Origin of the sequence: Coleofasciculus sp. D1-CHI-01, from assembly GCF_040218875.1 — a bacterium.
GTDB lineage: Bacteria > Cyanobacteriota > Cyanobacteriia > Cyanobacteriales > Coleofasciculaceae > Coleofasciculus.
Map to the genome: position 1 here is coordinate 90,599 of NZ_JAVJQP010000146.1, position 19,815 is coordinate 110,413.

The following is a 19,815-nucleotide window of genomic DNA, read 5'->3' on the forward strand; positions in this document are numbered from 1 at the left end:
CTGACGAATGATAAAGGTGTACTAAGACAAATATCGTATTCAGATTACGTTAATTGGCTGATGCTAGCTCCGGGAAAGTTATTGTATCCTTAAAGTAGAATTCCGCTACTCCTGTATGATGTCGATGTCAAAAACATTGAGTGTGCATCCTAAATATATCCAAGCTGTCGAACAAGCTTGGAGATATAAGAGTAACGGACAAGAGCAAGAGCTAGCTGAACAGCTAGGTCGATCGCTACCTATTGTAATTAATAATCTTTTTCTCAAAGGTCAGCCAGTTAATCGGCTGAACTTTCTGCAAATTTGTCAGCTATTAGGACTGGATTGGCGAGAAGTGGCTGGCTTGGAGGGACAAGAATCATCGCTCACCTCTGTATCTTCTGTAGCCTTTAATTCGGGTGAGAATCAAATTAACTCCTATTTTTCCGTCGAAAAAGATACGGTAGATAAAGCGTTACAGGATTTGGTACGCACTCTTTGTGAAATGTTAGGTCGTATCACTCGTAAAGCTGGAGACTTGCTGAGTGCTGATCGCGCCAGCATCTTTTTGATCGATCAGCACAAGAAGGAAGTGGGTTCTTTAATCGCTGAGGATGGAAAAGGGGGGTCTTTAATCATTGATATCCCCATGAACAAGGGAATTGTTGGTTTAGCTGCCCACTCGTCCAACATGATCAATATTCCCTTTGATGTCTACGACGACCCCCGTTCAGAACAAGCGAAGAAAACGGATCAAAAAACAGGGTACCGCACTTATACCATCCTGGCGTGGCCCCTGTTGAATCGCCAAAAAGAGGTTGTTGCTGTTGCCCAATTTATCAACAAGCTCAAACCTCATTTAAACCCTCACGGAGACTTATCGCAGCGAATTGACAAAAAGGGGTTTACTTCAGAAGATGAATTCGTTTTTGCGAAATTTTCTCCATCAATTATGGGTATTTTAGGCAAATGTCAGCTCTGCCATCAACTGGCGCACAAACTTCAAGCGAAGCAACAAATTACCAGAGGTGGTGTTGTCTTGGGAGAAAATGAGTTGATTGCTGAACTCAGGCAGCGAGAGCAACAGCTACGGCAGGGCTTTGCCAAGTTAGTATAGCAGAAGTTCCCTGACCAATAAATTTAACTCGGTGGTGGAAAGAAGAGAACGGGATGCCAACTACGCCGCATTAATTCCCCAGCAAAGCTACGGATAGGCAATTCAATAATACGGCCGATTGTTTCAGAGGAAACCGCGATCGCGCGGATGTCAAACACTGTCGCCGCATCTAAAACTTCCAGATAAGGATTACCGACTCGGACTTCTGTCTTAACTTGCAAACCCAGCGCTTCTAAGTCAGCTTTAATCTGCTTCAGCTTTTCCTGTGCGACTTGGACTTGTTGTTCCTTGGAAACAGGTTTACGTCCCACTTCTTCAATCACCCACATTAACAAGCACTCAGAGAGTGAGTGATCCGGGCGCTTTTGAGCATAAGCTTTCACCTTTTGCAACAGATCCTCTGACGCCTTACCGCCGTTATAAGGAATCAGAAAATAACGGAATAAATGTTGACAGCGCAGGTCGAGTTCTTCACAGGTATAAGTCGAAACCAGTTGGGGACGCAGGATCAACAGGGGAGTGGTATAGTTCCTCGCATAGTAAATGTGTGCTTTTTTTCTGCGAAAACACCAGGAAAATCGACGACGTTATTATTGGACGCCCCTTTGTCTGAACTATCCAAACTCTACATCAGTTTGCCATCCAATCCTACTGGAGACTCCCGTCACGGAAACAGAGGATCTTCTGATGACTCTTAGATCAGAACAAGAGCATTCTTGCTTAATTTTACTGAATCTTGGTTGAGCTAGTCGTTTTAGCCTCTTCGCTGCACTCCCCTCTGACTCGTGTGGCGTTTTGGGTTTCAGAGAGTGAAGTATTCTAGCAACCCATCCAATAATCCGAGGTTGGTAGTACACCTGTAGAAATCCCAGGAAGCAGGACACTCTTCGATAGTCCTTAACCCGCCTAACTGTTAATTCGTCAAATTCCTTAACAGGACTGGCTCTCTAGTGTATGACTTTGTATGACTTATTGTGTTTTCACTGCAGCTGTATAAGAGTTGACGCCCCAGCATCCCCAGCTCCTTTCCGCCGTAGGAACCGAGCAAGAGACGGAGGTCGCCCACTACATAGGGACCACTGCTCGTACTTTTAACTGGGTTCTAGACCCCATTCATGTTTGAGAAACTCCTTGTACATATTTTCACGCATGAGCATTTGCTCGTAGAGCTTAACCAGAAAGTCTTGAGCTTGCTCACGGCTCATTTGCTGCACCTGGGTTTCAAACGAGCGGATATTAAATTGTTGTTCGAGGGAAAGTTGCATGGGTTGGGACATGGTTATCTCCTTGAATGTTAGAAAAAATGGACATTCAGATGACACAAGCCTGCATTTGGCGAAGGCTATGTTCTGTGAACGGGTCAACCGTTCCCAAGCTATATTAAAAATTGTAACAATTATTTGACAAATTGCCTATACCTCCAAATGACGAATCCTGTGGAAGTCCAAGATGGAGAACCCTTCGGAAAAGTTTCTGCTCTTGGATTGAGGAAGTTGTATCAGCTTGTTACCAAAGCAAACTGCTCAAGGTGAACATGTCGTCCATCATCCTTTTTTCTGGGAATGTATCTAATTTGACAGGCAACAGCGATAGACAGTTATGACTCGTTGTGAATTTATACTTATTGATGTCTGGCTTCACAAAAACTTTATATAAATGAGTAAATTGATAAAGAGTTGATAAAAAATGCCCATTTAAGGGGAATATCTCTAGACAAAAGTTTGTTGTGTTCTAATATAGAGTTATGAGAGAAAAAGCAAATCGGCTTTCAGAAGTGAAAACTAATTAACTTAATCCTGATTTTTCTCTGGTCAAATATAACCCGCTAAAGGGAAGGACTTACCATTATGAAACTACCAATTATTTCTACATTAAGTATTGTTGCCGCCACAGCTACCACACTAGCAAGTTTTGCTGCTCCTGCAGCCGCTATTACTCTAGGTGTTGATGTCATTGATAATAGCCCGTTTATGAAGGGTATCGGTCCAATGCCTATTCCCCACGCTACAGGAACATTTGAGGGGAATGGTAAAACTTACGAATTTAGCGTTGTGGTTCCACAAGGGCTAGGTTCTAGAGGTGCGACTTACTCAGACTTCGGTTTTATGTCTGGGGAAGTATTCACTTCGCTGTTTACAGAAGACTTAGGTCGATACAACCCTGGCTCCGGTAACGACAATGATTGGTTAGGAACCTGTGGTATCAGTATCGGTGAGGAATGTACTGTTCAATATACCTTTGAAGAAGGTGTGACATATCAGCTAGGATTATTAGACCGTGGCTTTGGTGGTGGAGCCAGTAACTTCTCTGGCTTTGGGGTTGCTCAGAAAGATAGTTACACGTTCAATACAGCAACAGATCAGTCATATCCCAATCCTCTGACTCCAGATTATGTTGCCAATAACCCTGACAAATTCTTGACTGTAGCAGAAGAAGGTGCTTACTTCCTTGGTATGGAAGATGGAATGTTCAAGAAGGATTCTACCAACTACTACTATGACTACCAAGACTGGGTGGTTAAGGTTACACATGAGTCAGTACCTGAACCGGGTACCGTGGGAGCGTTGTTGGGTGTAGGTGCGCTAGGCTTCATCAGCCGTCGCCGCAAAGCTGTTAAGCGGTAATTGCTAGCTGTTTGAGTCAAAAACTCAATAATTGAGCTCGTGAAAGTAGTTGGATGGAAATGCCAACTGCTTTTTGTTTGATGGTTTCTCAACAACACCACATCCTGACAGGCAGACGTAACTCGCTAAAATAAGGCTATGTCTCAATCAATGCCTGTGCCTAACTCCTCTCCCTCTACCGATTCAACAACAGCAGAAAAACCACTATTTATTCTGGTTGACGGTCATTCTCTGGCGTTCCGTTCCTATTACGCCTTTGCCAAAGGACGAGATGGGGGACTGCGAACAAAGACTGGGATACCCACCAGTGTGTGTTTTGGCTTTCTCAAATCCTTACTAGAGGTGATCAGTTCCCAGCAACCTCAGGCGATGGCGGTGGCGTTTGACCTAGAATTGCCCACATTTCGTCATGAAGCGGATGATACCTATAAAGCCGATAGACCGGAAACCCCCCAAGACTTTATCCCAGATTTGCAGAATCTCAAAGAATTGCTGAGGGCGTTGAATTTACCGGTATTGGCGGTTCCACGGTACGAAGCTGATGATGTTTTAGCAACCTTGGCACATCGGGCGACGGATGAAGGGTATCAGGTAAAAATTTTAACCGGCGATCGCGACCTATTTCAACTCATCGATCCGCAAAAGTCAATTACAGTTCTCTATCTCAGCCATAAGGCATTAAAAAGCGGCAGTTCCACTGGACTGGAAGAATATAGCACCCAAGGGGTAAAAAATAAACTGGGTATTACACCCGAACAGGTGGTGGATTACAAAGCCCTTTGTGGCGATAAATCCGATAATATTCCCGGAGTGAGGGGAATTGGCGAAAAAACGGCGGTTAAGTTACTGAATGATTTTGGTTCCCTAGAAGGGATTTATGCATCTCTCGATCAGATTAAAGGTGCGGTAAAAACGAAACTGGAAACCGGAAAGCAAGACGCTGAACATTCTAAGTACTTAGCGCAATTGGCATTTGATGCACCTGTGGATGTGGAATTAAAGGCGGGTAAGTTAGAAGGGTTTGATACCTCTGTGCTTAAGCCTTTCTTGCAAAAACTGGAATTCGAGTTTTTCTTAAAGAAAATTGACGAAATTCAGCAGCGTTTTGGTGGAAACGTGGTGGAAGATGCAGGAACAGAATCAGAACCCTCGGTTGAAGACAGTAGTCCTGATCTATCTTTCTGGACAGCCGATGAAACAGAAGACTATCAGAAACAAGCGGCAGCCAGTTGTCCAATTCAACCTAGAATTATTGATACAAAAGATAATTTAGACCAACTGGTCGATATTCTGGAAAACTGCACGAACATAGAAACTCCAGTGGCTTGGGATACAGAAACCACTGATTTGAAGCCACGGAACGCCGAACTGGTGGGTATTGGTTGCTGTTGGGGACTTGAAGCAACAGATGTTGCTTATATCCCGATCGCACATAACCAGGGTCAGAATTTAGACCAACAGACCGTTCTCGAAGCACTCCGTCCTATTTTAGAGCGCGATCGCTATCCCAAAGTGCTACAAAATGTAAAGTTTGACCGTCTGGTTTTACGGACTCAGGGGATTAAACTAGCTGGGGTAGTCATGGATACGATGCTAGCCAGTTATGTCCTCAATCCAGATAATAGTCATAACCTCAATAGCTTAACGGAGCGCTACTTCCCCCAAATTCAGCTAAAAAGCTACAAAGACTTAAAGATTCCCAAAGGAAAAACCATTGCTGAATTGAGTAGCAAAACAGTGGCAGAATACTGCGGGATGCAAGTCTATGCCACGTTTAAGCTGGTTTCTAAACTCAGGGAAGAACTGAAAGCAATTCCGGCGCTAGAGAAGCTGTTGCTTGAGGTTGAGCAACCGCTAGAACCTGTGTTAGCCCAGATGGAATATCAGGGAATTCGTATTGATACGGCTTATCTCAAAGAACTATCGGAATCTCTAGAAAAGAAACTCGCAGACATTGAACAGAACGCTTACAAGCAAGCTGGAGAAGAATTTAATTTAGGATCTCCAAAACAGTTAAGTGAATTACTGTTTGAAAAACTGAATCTCGACCGCCGCAAGTCGCGCAAAATGAAAACAGGGTACTCAACGGATCATGCCACATTGGAAAAGCTACAAGGGGATCATCCGGTTATTGATACCATTCTCGAACACCGCACCCTCTCTAAGTTAAAATCCACTTATGTTGATGCTTTGCCGAAACTGGTTCATAAAGATACCCAACGCATACATACTGATTTTAATCAAACCATAACCAGCACGGGGCGTCTATCCTCATCGAATCCTAATTTACAGAATATTCCGATTCGGACGGCGTTTAGTCGCCAAATTCGCAAAGCATTTTTACCTGAACCCGGTTGGTTATTAGTATCCGCAGACTATTCCCAAATTGAGTTACGTATTTTAGCACATCTGAGTCAAGAACCCGTACTGGTGGAAACCTACCGGAATAATCAGGATATTCACGCAGTAACGGCTAAATTATTGTTTGAAAAAGAAACCGTAACGCCAGACGAACGACGATTGGGAAAAACAATTAACTTTGGCGTGATCTACGGTATGGGACCTCAGCGATTTGCTAGGGAAGCGGGGGTATCTGTGGCAGAAGGAAAGGAATTTATTGACCGATTGAAGCAGCGCTATGCCCAGGTTTTTGGGTATTTGGAGCAGAAGAAACGGGACGCGATCGCCAAGGGTTATGTGGAGACGATTTTAGGACGTCGCCGTTACTTTGAATTTAATAGTAACCGATTGCGCGATGCTAAAGGTAAAAATCCGAAAGAGATTAATCTGGATGAATTTAAGGGAATCGGTCAATATGACGCGGGGTTACTCCGAGCGGCTGCTAATGCTCCGATTCAAGGTTCTAGTGCGGATATTATCAAAATTGCCATGGTCAAAATGCATCAGGTGTTACAGAATTACCAGGCGCGATTATTGTTGCAAGTCCATGATGAATTAGTCTTTGAAGTTCCGCCGCATGAATGGGAGGAATTGCAAGCAAAAATACCAGAGACAATGGAGTCAGCCGTTGAGTTAGCTGTCCCGTTAGTCGTGGATGTGAGTGAGGGTAAAAATTGGATGGAGGCGAAATAACACTGATTTCACGGATTTCGAGTCCACATTCCGCCCTCAAAGTGTCATACCCCAATAATTTTGAGATCAAATAGGCAAATTATTTCTTCCTCAATCACTAATCACAACTGTGATAAACGTAAACTTTGGTGTCAAAAGAAGTATTTGGGTTGAGATGAACTCCTAAATAGTCAAACTGTTGCTTCTCAAACAGGTTGAGCAACAGTTGCGTTCCCTTACATACCTCCGGGGAACATCCCGCCTGCTGCATCAACGTCTCGACGATATCGGGAGTCACTCCTTGAATATCCAGTTTAATTCCAGGACAAAATTGTCCACCCGAAAATGCCAACGACAAAAAGAGAGGTTGATTTCTCAGCCTAGTCTGGAAAGGGACAAGGGGTTGCCAACAGTTTTCGGTTAAACCAGCCAGGTAACTGGCATTTTTAGCTCTATCCCAAACCTCTAAATCTTGGGGTTGACTAAAATAAACTTTCTCCAGACTTTCACCTTGAGGACGTTCAGCCGTTGCTAAGAAATGAACCGTTTGCTTTTGCAGTTCTTTCGCACAAGCATAAACGTAGGCAAGTCCTTCAGTATCAACACCCGTATCCCGTAACCAAGCGCCAACAACCTCTAATGAAATACGCTGACGAAAATAGTAGGAAAACTCGAAAAGTTCTGCTGAATTTATCTCGACTTTAAAGAAAAGATTTTGGTACTCTAAGAATTTAGCTCGAACTAAGAAACGTCGCAGTCTTGACTCATCAATGCCGTGGTTTTCCAGATAACGAGCGATGCGAAAGGCGAAATCTTTGCCACTTCCACGGGTCATTAAGCCGACTGTCGTAGCGGTGCTGTCTAGAGATAGTTCCTGGTAAGCATTGAGTTCGCTGGCAAAGGCTTCCACGTAGGGGGTGACGCGGTTCCAGGGTAAATCGATCGCGCCCAGTAGAAGTCCAAGACGGGCAGCACCTTGGAAGAGGGGGTTATAATCCAAGCTCATATCAAGTTCAGTAGTATCGTTCTTGTATAGGGGAAAGGGGGCAAAAGGTTACAAGAGTAGAAGGGTAATGAGTATACTTTACTAAATTGGAGTTAAAGTTAGATTTCAGTATCCTTTAAAACTTTTTGGGTTACGTGACTGAAAAACTACTGAATTATGCCCCAAATTTTAATGGTTTTATCCCAACTGCCACTGATAATCGTTTTCCCATCCGGAGTAATCGCGACACCTCTAATCCAACTTGTAATCAAACTTGAATGTCCAGTCAGAGTCTGAAGGGGTTGTCTGGCTTTCAAATTCCATAACTTGATCGTCTTTTCTTCTTCATCATGACTGCTAACCAGAGGTTGTCCCCCAGGAGGAATAGCCATTGATTCAAGTTGATGGGCATTTTTTTTAATCGTATAAATTTGCTCCCCTTGGCACAAATCCCATAGTTTGATGCCGTCTATAGCACCACTAATTAACCTTTGATTCTCAGCGGTGAGTGCCAAAGCTATTACATCAAAACCATGTCCCACCAACGTCTGAAGCTGATTCTTGGCTTCCCAATCCCAAATATGAATAGTTTGACCAACACCAGCAATCAGGAGTGAACGGTTTAACCTTGAAATCAACGGAGTAATCACAACGCTATGAACGGGGGCTGATGCTGGAATCGTCTGCATCAGTTTTCCGGTTGACAAATTCCACAGTTTCAGCGTTTTGTCATTAGCACCACTCACCAATGTTTGTCCATCTGGACTTACGGCAACCGCTAGCACTCTATCGGAATGACCTTTAAGTGTGTGCAGGAGTGCGCCTGTTTGCCAATTCCACAAATTAATTCTGTGATCGGCACTCCCACTAACCAGAATTTGCCCATCTGGACTAAATGTTAGGCATTCAATCCAATCCGAATGTCCTGTAGTTTTTCTGCGGGGATTTTCTGCCGGAATAATGTCAACAATCTCGTCGTTTGAGGTAATAATCGCGGTTAGTCCTGAGTGCGATTGCCCCGCCAGGATCACTCGTTCATTCCCCGTGGGCAGATCCCAAACTCTGATGCTATTGTCGTGACTCCCACTGGCAAAGACGTTACCGTGAGGATGCATCGCCAGACAATTCACATAGCTGGAATGTCCGCCGTAGGTATGGAGAAGTTCTCCTGTGGCTAAATTCCACTGTCTCAGGGTTTTATCGTTACTGGCGCTGATTAAGGTTTCGCGATCGCGACTAATCGCCACAGCGTTAACATAATGGCGATGTCCTCTCAGGGTACGGATTAATTCTCCGGTTGGCACATCCCACACCTTAATCGTTGTATCATCACTCCCACTGACAAAGTACCGTCCATCAGCACTAATTGCCAGGGATTTGATCACATTGCTATGTCCCTGACAGGTATAAAGTTCTTGCCCAGTTTTCATCGCCCAGGCTTTGATAGTAAAGTCTCGACCTTCAAACTCACCACTACCACTAATTAGCATCTGCCCATCTGGACTCATTGCCAACGCCTGAATATCTTCAGTATGTCCTTGAAAAGACTTTACTTTTTGTTTTGTCGTCAAATCCCAGACATCAATATATCCCTTGCCATTGCCACAGACCAAACATTTCCCATCTGGGCTAATTGCCAGGGAATAAACACCACGGTCATCTTGCCAAAAGGTATGGACTAGCTCACCCGTGGTTAAATCCCACATTCCCACCTCGCGATCGCAACCACTACTAAAAAGAGTTGTCCCGTCTGGACTAATCACCAAGGAAGAAATTCGATTGGTGTGAAAACGCTCAAGGGTGATTCGTTCCTGTTTCAGTTGTAAGTCCCAGACTTTAATAACATAATCAGGACTATCGTCAGCACTAATTAGAGTTTTCGCATCTGGACTCAGCGCCAGACAAGTGACTCGTGCTTGATGTCCTCTCAGGTAGCTAATATCCTGCTTAGTCAATAAATTCCCAATTTTAATCGTATAATCTTCGCCGCCACTTATAAAATGTTGTTCGTCAGGACAGATTACAACCGATTGCCCCGCATATTGTTGCAACGTGTGCAAACATTGGAATGAGTAGTTTTCTACCATTTTGTCTAGTATCAGAACCTAAAAATGTCAAATACTCTCTCCCGTCCAATCAACGCCTTCCAAATTAGCGTTATTGAGATTCGCATTAGTGAGCAACGCCCCAAATAAAACAGCATCTTCAAGATTAGCGCCTTCAAGATTAGCATCTTCCAGGTTAGTATCAGTTAGGTTCGCCGTTTTCAGGTTGGCTCCCTTCAGGTTAGCGCCTTGTAGGTTTGTTTCTACAATAGCGGTATATTCTAGGTTAGCTCCTTCTAAGGTTACACCTTGTAGGTTAGCTTCACTCAGATCCGCTTCTTCTAAATTTAGCCCCCCTAAATTGACACCTGGCAGATTAGCTTGGTAGAGATTTATGCCAAACAAATTAGCGCCGTCTAAATTAGCATTTTCTAGATTAGCGCCATTCAGGGTTGCATTGGTCAAATTTGCATTAGACAAATCTGCACCACGGAGATTCACCTTTTCTAGCCATGCCTCGCTGAAATCAATTCCACTCAAATTTAAACCACTCAGGTCAACATCATTAAGGTAAGCCTCACTCAACGTAGCACCTGTGAGGTTAGCCTCTCGCAGGTTAACTCTCCACAATTTAGCCTGATTCAGGTTAGCTCCACGGAGGTTAGCGCCACTGAGATTGGCATCATTCAATTTCGCCTTACTCAGATTTACCCCACTCAAATCCATGTTGCTCAAATCAGCCCTAGAAAAATCCCCCAAGATGTCTGGATGATTTTCTTGTCGCCACTGATTCCAAGCCACAGCGCCTTGTTTAAGATGTGCCAAATGATTGGGATTGACCATGGGATAATACCTCTTGTTACTCACGTATAGTTGGCTAATCTAAAGTTTATTGCAATTTCCATATCTTGATCGTCTTATCCCATAATGCACAACTTGCTAACCTTTTGCCATCAGGACTGAACACCACGCAATTAACACCATCAGAATGCTCCCCTAACTCAAATAACTGTGTACCTGTCTTTACCTGCCAAAATCGAATCGTTCCATCTTTATGACCACTAGCGATTGTTTGTCCATCTGGGCTAAACGTAGCACAGTGAACTGTCCCTAAAAATCCACAAGGTATGGTACGAATTTCTTGACCACTGGCGAGATGCCACAATTTAATGGTTTCGTCCCAACCGCCACTGGCTAGAGTTTGTCCATCGGGACTAATCGCAACAGAATCAATATCGTTAGTATGACCGATGAGAGTACGAATTTCTTGACCCGTGAGCAAATTCCAAATTTTGATGGTTTTGGCTTTGCCTCCACTGACTAACGTCTGTCCATCGGGACTGATGGTAAGATCATGAACATAGCTAGAGTTATGGCTGAAGGTGCGAATCTCTTGACCCGTTTTGAGATGCCAAATCTTAATGGTCTTATCCATACTGGTACTCACTAAAGTCTGTCCATCGGGACTGAGAGCCAGAGCATTAACTCGTCCTTTATGTCCTCTAATCGTGATAATTTCTTCACCCCTATGCACGTCCCATACTTTTATCGTTTCATCACTACTACCACTCACTAACATTTGACCATTTGAGCTGATAACTAAATCAAAAACCAAGCTTTCGTGGCCCCTAAGAGTACGTAATTCTTCACCACTCTGTAGATGCCAAACTTTGATAGTTTTATCTCGACTGGCACTGAATAATGTTTGTCCATCCGGGCTGATAGCAAGACAGTATAAAAAATCGGAATGACCCCTGAGAGTAGAAATGATTTCACATTTAGTTATTTCTTCCATAACGATTCATCCTTAACTAAGAATTGATGGACAGGCTGATTCAGTCTGCTGAGTTAACCTGACTTTTAAGCATTATCTATACTTAGGTTGTAGAAACTGGCTTGTTTGAGTGAGGATGAAGATACCTTTGCTAAAATTTCATCGGCGGCTTGAATCCTAAAATCTGATGATACCCCTGATGGTTCGGGAGCGAGTCCTTGTAAGCGAGTCAGTAATACTAAAGCTGCCAATCCGGCTGAACGCAGAGAGTAATCCAGTTCAGAAGCGGAAAACCCCTTGAATTCTTGCCCTAAATAATCTTCCAGATCCCGCAAAACCTTGATTGTAATTGCCTCCAATGAGGGCGGAAATCGGATTTGGGGGTCTAGACGAGTGGCTTGAAGCAAATGGTGCAGTCCCTCATTGACTAGCCTTGTACCACGACCAACGGTTAATCGTCCTAAATACGATTGATTAGTCTCATCTTCGGATGCTAAATCTCGTTCAAGTTGAGCAATTGGTTTGATCGCAGCGCAGCATGCTAAACCCAGGTCGAGATGCAGTTCTGCTGTAGGACAGGACACAAGTTGAAGCGCACCAAAATAGAGAACTTCAACAAACCGCTCTTGCTCTAAAAGTTGCCTGATAGCCGTAGGAGACATAATTAGATTTCTTTACCCCTTAGGAAACGATTAGCCAGTGATGTTATTCTCCGACTTTCTCACTAAGTTACAGCAAGTCTTCATAGTTTATCAATTTCTCTTGAATTAATTGATCGACGAGATCCGTTGAAACCTTTGGATTAGGACCTCCGCCAAAATGCGCTCTCCAATGGGCATAGCGATAGGGAGTCATAGGGTGAGGTTCATTCTCTAGGAACAGGTTTATTTTGGCTGGACTCATCCCCTTCTCCTCCGCTAAAAAGCTCCGAAGCATATCCTCAAGTTTTCCTTCATTAAAAGCTTTCTCCAGTTCTTTTTTAGCCGCCCTTAAGTAGCGTCCCTCTGCATTCTCATGGAGGATTAGGTCACGCAGGTGCTTGACCTCAAGCTGCGAAAGGTCTTGACCATCAACGACTTTCCCCCAGACTATTACATCGAGTTGATCGGGAGTGAACCTTCCTCGGTAAAGTTCTCCAGTGGTATCATCTACTAGGACGTGTGTGTCTACCATGAAGTGTTCTTTAGCTAAAGCCACATCTTCTTTAGGCAAGCCCGTTAAGTTGGCAATAACATCTATATCATGAGAGGATTCTCGAATTCGAGCATAGGGATCATCAAGGATAGGTCTTTCTTTGATATCAGCATAAGCAACTTTTGCAGATGATTCAGGGACTACATCTTTGGGAGATTCAACAGTTTGATTCGCTGGATGAGTGTTGGAGTGGTTAGGAGAATGTGGAAGATTTGCTTGACTACCACTAGCGGTTTGAGCAGAAGTTACAGCGTTTGATTGCCCGCTAGTTACTGGATTAAAGGAGTTTTGTCCTTTGTAACTTAAGCCTTGTTTGCGGACTTGCTGATTGACTTGAAAGCTTAAGGTAATCAGTTCTTGGCGCAATCCATTGATGCTATCCAGTTGAAATCTATATTCACCTTGATATTTTTCAGCAATTTCTAGAGCTTCTTTTGCTTTCTGTTCAGGAGACAAATTTTTATTTTTATACTTTCCTCTGTCTTTCTTAAGATCTACCATTGTTTCTGCCATTTCCCCCAGTTTTTTAACCTTATCTTGAAGTTTTTGATCAAGAGGAATTGGAGAACCCTTGAGAAGTCCCTCAAGTTTGGTTAACTGATCAATCGCACGGGCAGCCCGGTCAGTATATTTCCCACTTGTCCATAAAGCATCACCCAAGCCTTCTTCCGGTGTAATGTGTTGGAGTGCATAACTGATTTGTTCGTTGAAGGCATTTAAGTACTCCTCAGGGGTCAGTTTTTGACCTAAAAACATCTGCTGATTACCCACCACATGCTGAGCCGCACCACTGGTATAGTAAATTTCGTTAGCAAAAATTAGTGCCTCACTTTGCTTCTTATTCCACGCAATCGTTAATTCATTGAGCCGTGCTTTCTCTGTCTTATTCAATTGTTTGGTTAGCCTTTTTTCTCTCAGTGGTTCAAGTTCTGCCAAAATACGTTTAACTTCTGCTAGTCGTTTGACATAGAGAATATTACTCGCTTCCATTTCTGCATTTGGGTTCTGGAGCTTAATGGCTTCAACGTTCTCTTCAGGATAAACTTTTCTTTGGGCTGGATCTGAATGATTAGGTTTTTTCGCCTTATTTTGAAAGATAATTTCAGCATCTAGATCATTTCTGGCTTGAGTGTAAACCTGCTCAGCCGCTTTGAAACGAGCGGTTGTTTGGGCTTGAACCTCCGGATCACTGTCCAAACCATTAAGTGTATCTTTTTGAAATCCTTTCCATTCTTCATCCGTCATATTCCGCCGTTGCTGCGTCAAAGCCATGACATCTTGATCGGCAACAAGCTTGGCTTCAGTTTCTAGATCCGCTGGTGCATTTCGCTGGGCTTCAAACGTATATTGTTGATCCAGCTTCGCGGTCATTTGGTCTAATTTATCACTAACTTGCTTTGGTGTGTTGAGCGAACCCGGCTTTTTACCAGCTTCTCTACACAATGATCTTGTTTCTTGTTTCAGGGTGGTAATTTCCTCAACTAACTCTGCTATCTCATCTTCAAGTTGCTCTTTTTTCGTTTGTCGTTCTGTTCGGTTTGTTTCCATATCCGCCGCGCCGCGCCCGGATAATTCTGACTCGTCTAAAGACTTAAGCGATTTTTCGATTTCTTCTAGTTTTGCCTCTTTGTTGATTTTTTTGTTCCAGGCATCCTGTAACTGATTTAATTTGCCGACGATCGCGGCTTCTTTCGTATAAGCGGCATCGGGTAAGAATCCGGGAGTGTAGACATTAGTATCGAAGACAAAGCCGGATTCTCTGCCAAACTTTTCTCTAAATTCTTCATTGAACCGTTCTACCGCTTCAATTGCCTTAATTTTATTCGGACTATAGAACACGATATCATAGTCAGAGGTGAGATCTGTACTGCCTGCAGCAATTTGGCTGATGCGAGACTTATCCTGAAATACAGCTTCTACCTCAATTAAATCTTGCTTGATTTTATTAATTATTGTTTGTACCTCGCTGGTGCGGTAGTCCACAACTTGCTTCATTAAGTTGGGATACTTGAGGTAGTTGGCTTTGACCTGCTTCCAATCGAGCTGAGCATGACTCATCAGTTTTTGGAGTTGTTCCTTAGTGAGAGGTTGCCCAGGCGATTTTCCAGCCAAGTGATTAATTTGTTCCGGCGTCAGATTAAGATTTGCTTCAGTATCTAGCGATTGGATACGTTGCTGTTGAATGGCGACTAACTCTTGCTCTTCTTGAGTAGTCAGTTGCTCTTTCTCAATTTTATTCAGCTCGTTGTATCGCTGGGTTTCTAAGTCATTGAGATCGTCCTTAACCCGTGCTAGCTTTTGCTTAATTTCTAAATCGAGTTGTTGTACCTCAGTGTCACTAAGATCTAGATGGGTCTGCTTGCGCGTCTGAAGCTGTCTAATTTCTGTGAGATCAGCTTCCAATAGATCTAAATCGCCTTGTAATTTAGCATCATAGTTGTCTTTATTGTCAAAGAGCGTCTGATAGCGAACCTCAATCAGTTCGCAGTCCGAGCAAAGGACAACATTCCCATCGTCTAAGGCTTTGAGGGTATGTCCACCTGGCGTTGTTTGTTGAGCGACGACTCCTGGCTCATCTGCTTGTGCACCGGAACGGGTTGGTGTTTCTACATGGTGAGTACTACTGGGACTTTCTATCTCAGGTTGGCTATCGGGTGGCTTAATCTCTCCATCTACGGAATCGCCTGTCGAAGTCGGTGTTGTGCGTTCGGGACTATCTGGCAGGTTCGAGGGGGGAGCATCTGAGTTCGCTGGTGGTGTCTGCGGTGCTCGATTCCCTAACCGAGGACCAAAGACTTCACCAATACTCTTGAACCCAGCGCCAGCCATGCCACCCATAACTCCACTCATGACGGCATTCACGCCAACGGAGGTTCCCATGTTCTTGAAGAAGCCTTCAACACCACCCGCCCAGGTTTCATCCTGAGCCATGCCTTGAATAATGCCTTCACCAATACCGCCAATCGTGGCATCAATGCTACCTTCTAAACCGGCGTTGAAGATACGGGTGCCGGCTGGACCAAAAACTTTTTGCACGGAGGGTGCGACGGATTGAGCCAGGGCTGTCTTGCCCATGCCTTGCATAAACTGGGTTGCCAAATGACCACCTACCATGGTTAAACCTACCTCAACACTGGCAGAAACGGCATCCACTAGAGCCTGAGTGCTGGTTACGTCGTATCCCTCACCCTGAATCGCTTTATTCAAACCCACTTTTAACGCCGCCGCCAGCACCATGGCTTGAGCCGCAACGGCAACATTCCCACCTAAACTGGCGGCTAATCCAGCGACAAAGGGACCCGCCGCACCAGCGGTGAGAATGGTAGCAGCAATACCGACAATGGCAACGGCAATGGTACTCGCCCATTGAGCGACGGTGGCTTTGGCATCTCGATACTCTGCTGTCATCCGTTTGGAGAATTCTTCATCCCGGCGCAGTAACTGCTGTTCTGTTTCCGTAAGTTCCCCATCGGCTAGGGCATTATTATAGGTGGCTTGATATTCTCGCCACGCATCATCGGCATTTTCCCCAGTGGAGGAGAGAGCATCCATTATGCCTGTGCTGATTCCCCCTCGTTCTCGTTCCAGGAGTTCCTTCGCCCGGGCTAATCGTTCGGCTTCGGTTTGGGGTTCGCCTCGGATTAAGTCTAGGGCTTGCCAATAGTCGCGGGTATCCAGTTCGCGTTGTAGGATAGCCGCGATCGCAGGTTTTATTTGACCCTGGCTATACCATTCTTGTCCATATTCTCGGCACAGTTCAAACACTAATTCCTCGTCCGTACCTGCCATCGCGGTTGCCCATTGCAGGCGCATCAGGGGCGTGAAGTGACCAATCCGCAGGGCGTCGTAGAAGATGTCATATTGTTTGGCGGAAATATCTTTGCGAATCTGTTGCAATAAGTTCTGATCGGCTAAAATGTCAGCGGCGACGCCTTCGTTGAGGATGCGGTCAATGGCATCATAGAGTAACCGCTCATCGGTACCTAACCCTTCTACCGCTTGTTTAATCGCGGCGACGGTTGAACCCGCACCCCCACTGAGCAATTCCATGGCGCGAGTGTAGTCCGCTTCAGATAAATCACTTCGCAGTACATCCAGCACCCCTTGGGGATTGCGTTCTCGAATAAACTGTCGTTCCGACTCACTCAGGGAATTGAGGACTTGCCAGATTTGTTTTTCATCGGTACCTAAACCCGCACAAGCGGCTTTGAGTCGTCCCACGGCGGACTGGCTTTGTCCATCACCGGCAATTAAAACCGAATTCCCTGCATCTGCGATCGCGTCTTCGCCTAATGCTTCACCTTGTTGGTTCAAATATGCCTGTTGATACTCTGGGTCATACTTCAGTCGTTGCTGATGCAGGATTTCCTGTGCTTCGACTAAATCGCTTCCCGATAGTTCGACACCCAGGAATTGATCAATCGTTTCGGGAAGCTGGCTAAACTCTTGGGCGGTGAGTCCAGATAGCGCCGCTTTCAATCCCGCTTCATCGGTTCCCCAACCCGCGATCGCCATTTCAATCCGGTCTACATTCGTTAGCGTACCCCGAAGCGTGCGATCGCAACGAATCCAGTCAGACTCAGATAAATCGGCTTTCAAGTCATTGAGTAACTTGGGTTGAGATAAAATAAACTGCTTCTCTTGGGGAGTAGCACTCTCAATCGCCCGCCAGATCGCCGCTTCATCGGTTCCCCAACCCGCGATCGCTTGTCGCAGTTTTGCCGCGAGTACCCCATTCCCCTCTAAATAGGCATTGACTAAACTTAAATCTTCGCCACTCAACTCATTCCGTAGCCAGGTAACCAACTCTGGATCATTCCACAGTTCATTCAGTTCCGCTTCACTGGCGCGATCTAAGGCATTAAATATCTTATCCTCATCTGTTCCCCAGCCTTTAACCGCTTCTCGAATTTTATCCCGTAGTGTCAGTTTGCCATGACCCAAAAGCTGCAACGCTTTTTGCAAGTCATCACCGGAGAGTTCATCATGCAGCGCTTGTTCAAGTGGCGGATGATACCGTTGATTATAAGCCGCTTCAATTGCCTGAGTCAGTTCGCGGTTCCCCGCCCAGAGAATATCCAGAACTTTCCGTTCATCGGTTCCCCAGCCATCAAATGCATCATGCAAGGCTTGGGCTTTTTCATGGGGGTCAAATCCGGGTGGAAATTGACCCCCGTCTTCCGGTTGACGTTGAACCACAGACTCCTCGGCTGTTGGTTCAGATGTAGAGGGATTCCCTGGCTGAGAATTTAGCCGGTTCAGGGGATTAACCAGAGGTTTGAGCCGCCGTTGGGTAGTATTTCCCAATCCCGTCTGCGACTGATTTGGTGGTGGTGGGGCGTCTGACGTACTAACAGGGATTTCCAGCAGATTGGACTTGAGGTGATCCGCTTTTTCCCGTTGGGCTTGGATATCTACGGGTTCCTGGGGTTGGGGTGAGGCTGGGGGCGGAACGTTAAACCGATTAGGCTGTAACGGATTCGGGACTGGCGTCGAATTAGATTGAGACGATCCTTTTGGTTGGCTGTGCATATACTCAGACATGATCCCCTTCTCCCTCTCTACGGTTTATCTGCACCCCACCGCGAGTGCTTCTGTTCTGGAATTCCTTTATTTTATACCAATTTCACCTAAGCCAGATTGAAGCAGGGGAAGGAGATGTGAGTAGCAAAGGATACGGACTCACGACGAACGGAACGGCGCTAAAGCGCCCACTACAAACGGAGCGATCGCTATCCGAAAGTGCTACAAAATGTAAAGTTTGACCGTTTAATATTCCAGACTCAGGGGATTAAACTAACAGGGGAATTGATCTTGATGAATTTAAGGGAATCGATCAATATGATGCGGGGTTACTCCAAGCCCCAAATTATCCATTTTTCTGTAACCAACTTGATAACTCTTCTACATTGTTGAAATCAAAAATATCATTGCTTAGATGTTCCAACTGGTCAACCGATAAGTTTTGAATTCGCTGACTTATTTCTGGCGGAATCAACCCAAACTGTCGCTCCATAAAACGGAATATCCATCGGATTTGCTCTTGTTGACGACCTTCTTGTAAGGCTTCCTGCTTTGCCTTAACAATCGAACCCCGTTGGTCTTCCAGAAACATTTCTTGCTTACGCAATTTTTCCACTTCTTCTGGACTCAAATTCGCTTGATTGGCGATATTCATCGCTTTATCGAGTTCTGGCAGTTGGCTAAATGTGGGGGGGATTACCTCCAAGCTGGGAGCCTCTTTAATAAAATAAATCCATTTATCCGTTAAACTTTCTAGTTCATCCAGCGTTTTCATAAATTTCGGCAATTCTACAAAAATCAACTCGATTTCTGGATCAGGATAATCAAACAACTCCTGGTTTTCCTTTAAGCTAAACCGGGTCAAATACCGTTGTGTCTGATCAAACATAGGAAAATCGGTAATTGTTAAGGAAATTACGGGTTTCAGGTACGAATATCCTTCACCATATTTGAGCTGATTTCCATAAGTTTTGGTCAGGTTATAAATAACCCGCTTCTCGAAGAAGGCTACGTTGAGGACTTGCATCCCAATTAGGACGGTTGAGCCATTATCCAGTAAGGCTTTGACATCCAGATAGCTGTCTTTGAGATCCACCACCTCCCTAGGATTATAGGGGTCAATGATTTCTAAATCCTGAATCACGGGGTTGGCTTCATAAATTAAGGCATTTAAAAAGCTAATTAGGATATCTTTGCTGTCTTTTGAGCCAAATATTTTTTTGAAAGCAAAGTCAGTCTTGGGGCTAATAAATCTTAGAGTCATGGCTTTTAAATAATTTGATTGTAAAACTAATTTACTTTGATTATACTTGACTTTTAAACTGAGTATAAATTAGCCGTTACAATCGCTTATACTAAAACCCGGATTTCTCACCACAATTGCCCAAAGGCTCATACACCCTGGATTAACCGTAGAATAAGGCTTTCAACACTCTGTCAAAATTCAGTGTCGGTCAAAAATGCTCGAAACCTACTCCAGGTAAAGGTTTCGACGACTCAGA

At 44.6% G+C, this 19,815-nt stretch carries 12 protein-coding genes; 3 read left to right on the forward strand and 9 right to left on the reverse strand.

Going from position 1 to position 19,815, the window contains the following annotated elements; all coding sequences use genetic code 11:
* Positions 1 to 124 precede the first annotated feature (124 nt).
* Positions 125 to 1,096: a GAF domain-containing protein gene (locus RIB93_RS25880; protein ID WP_446377052.1), complete on the forward strand. Its 972-nt coding sequence runs from the start codon at positions 125 to 127 to the stop codon at positions 1,094 to 1,096.
* A 23-nt stretch (positions 1,097 to 1,119) separates the two neighbouring features.
* On the opposite strand, the gene RIB93_RS25885 is transcribed toward RIB93_RS25880, so the two are convergent.
* Together RIB93_RS25885 and RIB93_RS25890 are read right to left on the reverse strand one after the other, a co-directional pair.
* A complete protein-coding gene (locus tag RIB93_RS25885) occupies positions 1,120 to 1,608 on the reverse strand; it encodes a universal stress protein (protein ID WP_446377054.1) in 489 nt (162 codons plus the stop codon).
* A 579-nt stretch (positions 1,609 to 2,187) separates the two neighbouring features.
* Complete coding sequence (locus RIB93_RS25890; protein WP_446377056.1) at positions 2,188 to 2,373, reverse strand: NblA/ycf18 family protein; 186 nt, start codon at positions 2,371 to 2,373, stop codon at positions 2,188 to 2,190.
* Positions 2,374 to 2,943: 570 nt separating this feature from the next.
* On the opposite strand from RIB93_RS25890, the gene RIB93_RS25895 reads away from it, so the two are divergent.
* Positions 2,944 to 3,720 (forward strand): PEP-CTERM sorting domain-containing protein, encoded by a 777-nt coding sequence (locus RIB93_RS25895; RefSeq protein WP_446377058.1) that lies wholly within the window; start codon positions 2,944 to 2,946, stop codon positions 3,718 to 3,720.
* Between the two features lie 138 nt (positions 3,721 to 3,858).
* Positions 3,859 to 6,813: a DNA polymerase I gene (gene polA, locus RIB93_RS25900; protein ID WP_446377060.1), complete on the forward strand. Its 2,955-nt coding sequence runs from the start codon at positions 3,859 to 3,861 to the stop codon at positions 6,811 to 6,813.
* Positions 6,814 to 6,910: 97 nt separating this feature from the next.
* On the opposite strand, the gene RIB93_RS25905 is transcribed toward polA, so the two are convergent.
* The 7 genes from RIB93_RS25905 to RIB93_RS25935 all read right to left on the reverse strand — a co-directional run bounded on the left by RIB93_RS25905 (position 6,911) and on the right by RIB93_RS25935 (position 19,577).
* Positions 6,911 to 7,798: a hypothetical protein gene (locus RIB93_RS25905; protein WP_446377062.1), complete on the reverse strand. Its 888-nt coding sequence runs from the start codon at positions 7,796 to 7,798 to the stop codon at positions 6,911 to 6,913.
* Positions 7,799 to 7,944: 146 nt separating this feature from the next.
* Complete coding sequence (locus RIB93_RS25910; RefSeq protein WP_446377064.1) at positions 7,945 to 9,864, reverse strand: WD40 repeat domain-containing protein; 1,920 nt, start codon at positions 9,862 to 9,864, stop codon at positions 7,945 to 7,947.
* Between the two features lie 27 nt (positions 9,865 to 9,891).
* Positions 9,892 to 10,665: a pentapeptide repeat-containing protein gene (locus RIB93_RS25915; protein ID WP_446377066.1), complete on the reverse strand. Its 774-nt coding sequence runs from the start codon at positions 10,663 to 10,665 to the stop codon at positions 9,892 to 9,894.
* 46 nt (positions 10,666 to 10,711) lie between these two features.
* Positions 10,712 to 11,617, reverse strand: coding sequence for a WD40 repeat domain-containing protein (locus RIB93_RS25920; RefSeq protein ID WP_446377068.1), 906 nt, complete (start codon positions 11,615 to 11,617; stop codon positions 10,712 to 10,714).
* A 65-nt stretch (positions 11,618 to 11,682) separates the two neighbouring features.
* Entirely contained in the window at positions 11,683 to 12,258 is a 576-nt protein-coding gene (locus RIB93_RS25925; protein WP_446377070.1) for a hypothetical protein, read from the reverse strand.
* A 67-nt stretch (positions 12,259 to 12,325) separates the two neighbouring features.
* A complete protein-coding gene (locus tag RIB93_RS25930) occupies positions 12,326 to 18,322 on the reverse strand; it encodes a hypothetical protein (protein ID WP_446377072.1) in 5,997 nt (1,998 codons plus the stop codon).
* Positions 18,323 to 18,659: 337 nt separating this feature from the next.
* The gene (locus tag RIB93_RS25935; protein WP_446377074.1) at positions 18,660 to 19,577 is read right to left on the reverse strand and encodes an Rpn family recombination-promoting nuclease/putative transposase; all 918 of its coding nucleotides are present in this window, start codon (positions 19,575 to 19,577) and stop codon (positions 18,660 to 18,662) included.
* Positions 19,578 to 19,815 lie beyond the last annotated feature (238 nt).

Coding starts and splice junctions, on each gene's coding strand:
- RIB93_RS25880 (WP_446377052.1), top strand. CDS start 125: ATGTCAAAAACATTGAGTGTGCATCCTAAATATATCCAAGCTGTCGAA.
- RIB93_RS25890 (WP_446377056.1), bottom strand. CDS start 2,373: ATGTCCCAACCCATGCAACTTTCCCTCGAACAACAATTTAATATCCGC.
- RIB93_RS25895 (WP_446377058.1), top strand. CDS start 2,944: ATGAAACTACCAATTATTTCTACATTAAGTATTGTTGCCGCCACAGCT.
- polA (WP_446377060.1), top strand. CDS start 3,859: ATGTCTCAATCAATGCCTGTGCCTAACTCCTCTCCCTCTACCGATTCA.
- RIB93_RS25905 (WP_446377062.1), bottom strand. CDS start 7,798: ATGAGCTTGGATTATAACCCCCTCTTCCAAGGTGCTGCCCGTCTTGGA.
- RIB93_RS25910 (WP_446377064.1), bottom strand. CDS start 9,864: ATGGTAGAAAACTACTCATTCCAATGTTTGCACACGTTGCAACAATAT.
- RIB93_RS25915 (WP_446377066.1), bottom strand. CDS start 10,665: ATGGTCAATCCCAATCATTTGGCACATCTTAAACAAGGCGCTGTGGCT.
- RIB93_RS25920 (WP_446377068.1), bottom strand. CDS start 11,617: ATGGAAGAAATAACTAAATGTGAAATCATTTCTACTCTCAGGGGTCAT.
- RIB93_RS25925 (WP_446377070.1), bottom strand. CDS start 12,258: ATGTCTCCTACGGCTATCAGGCAACTTTTAGAGCAAGAGCGGTTTGTT.
- RIB93_RS25930 (WP_446377072.1), bottom strand. CDS start 18,322: ATGCACAGCCAACCAAAAGGATCGTCTCAATCTAATTCGACGCCAGTC.
- RIB93_RS25935 (WP_446377074.1), bottom strand. CDS start 19,577: ATGACTCTAAGATTTATTAGCCCCAAGACTGACTTTGCTTTCAAAAAA.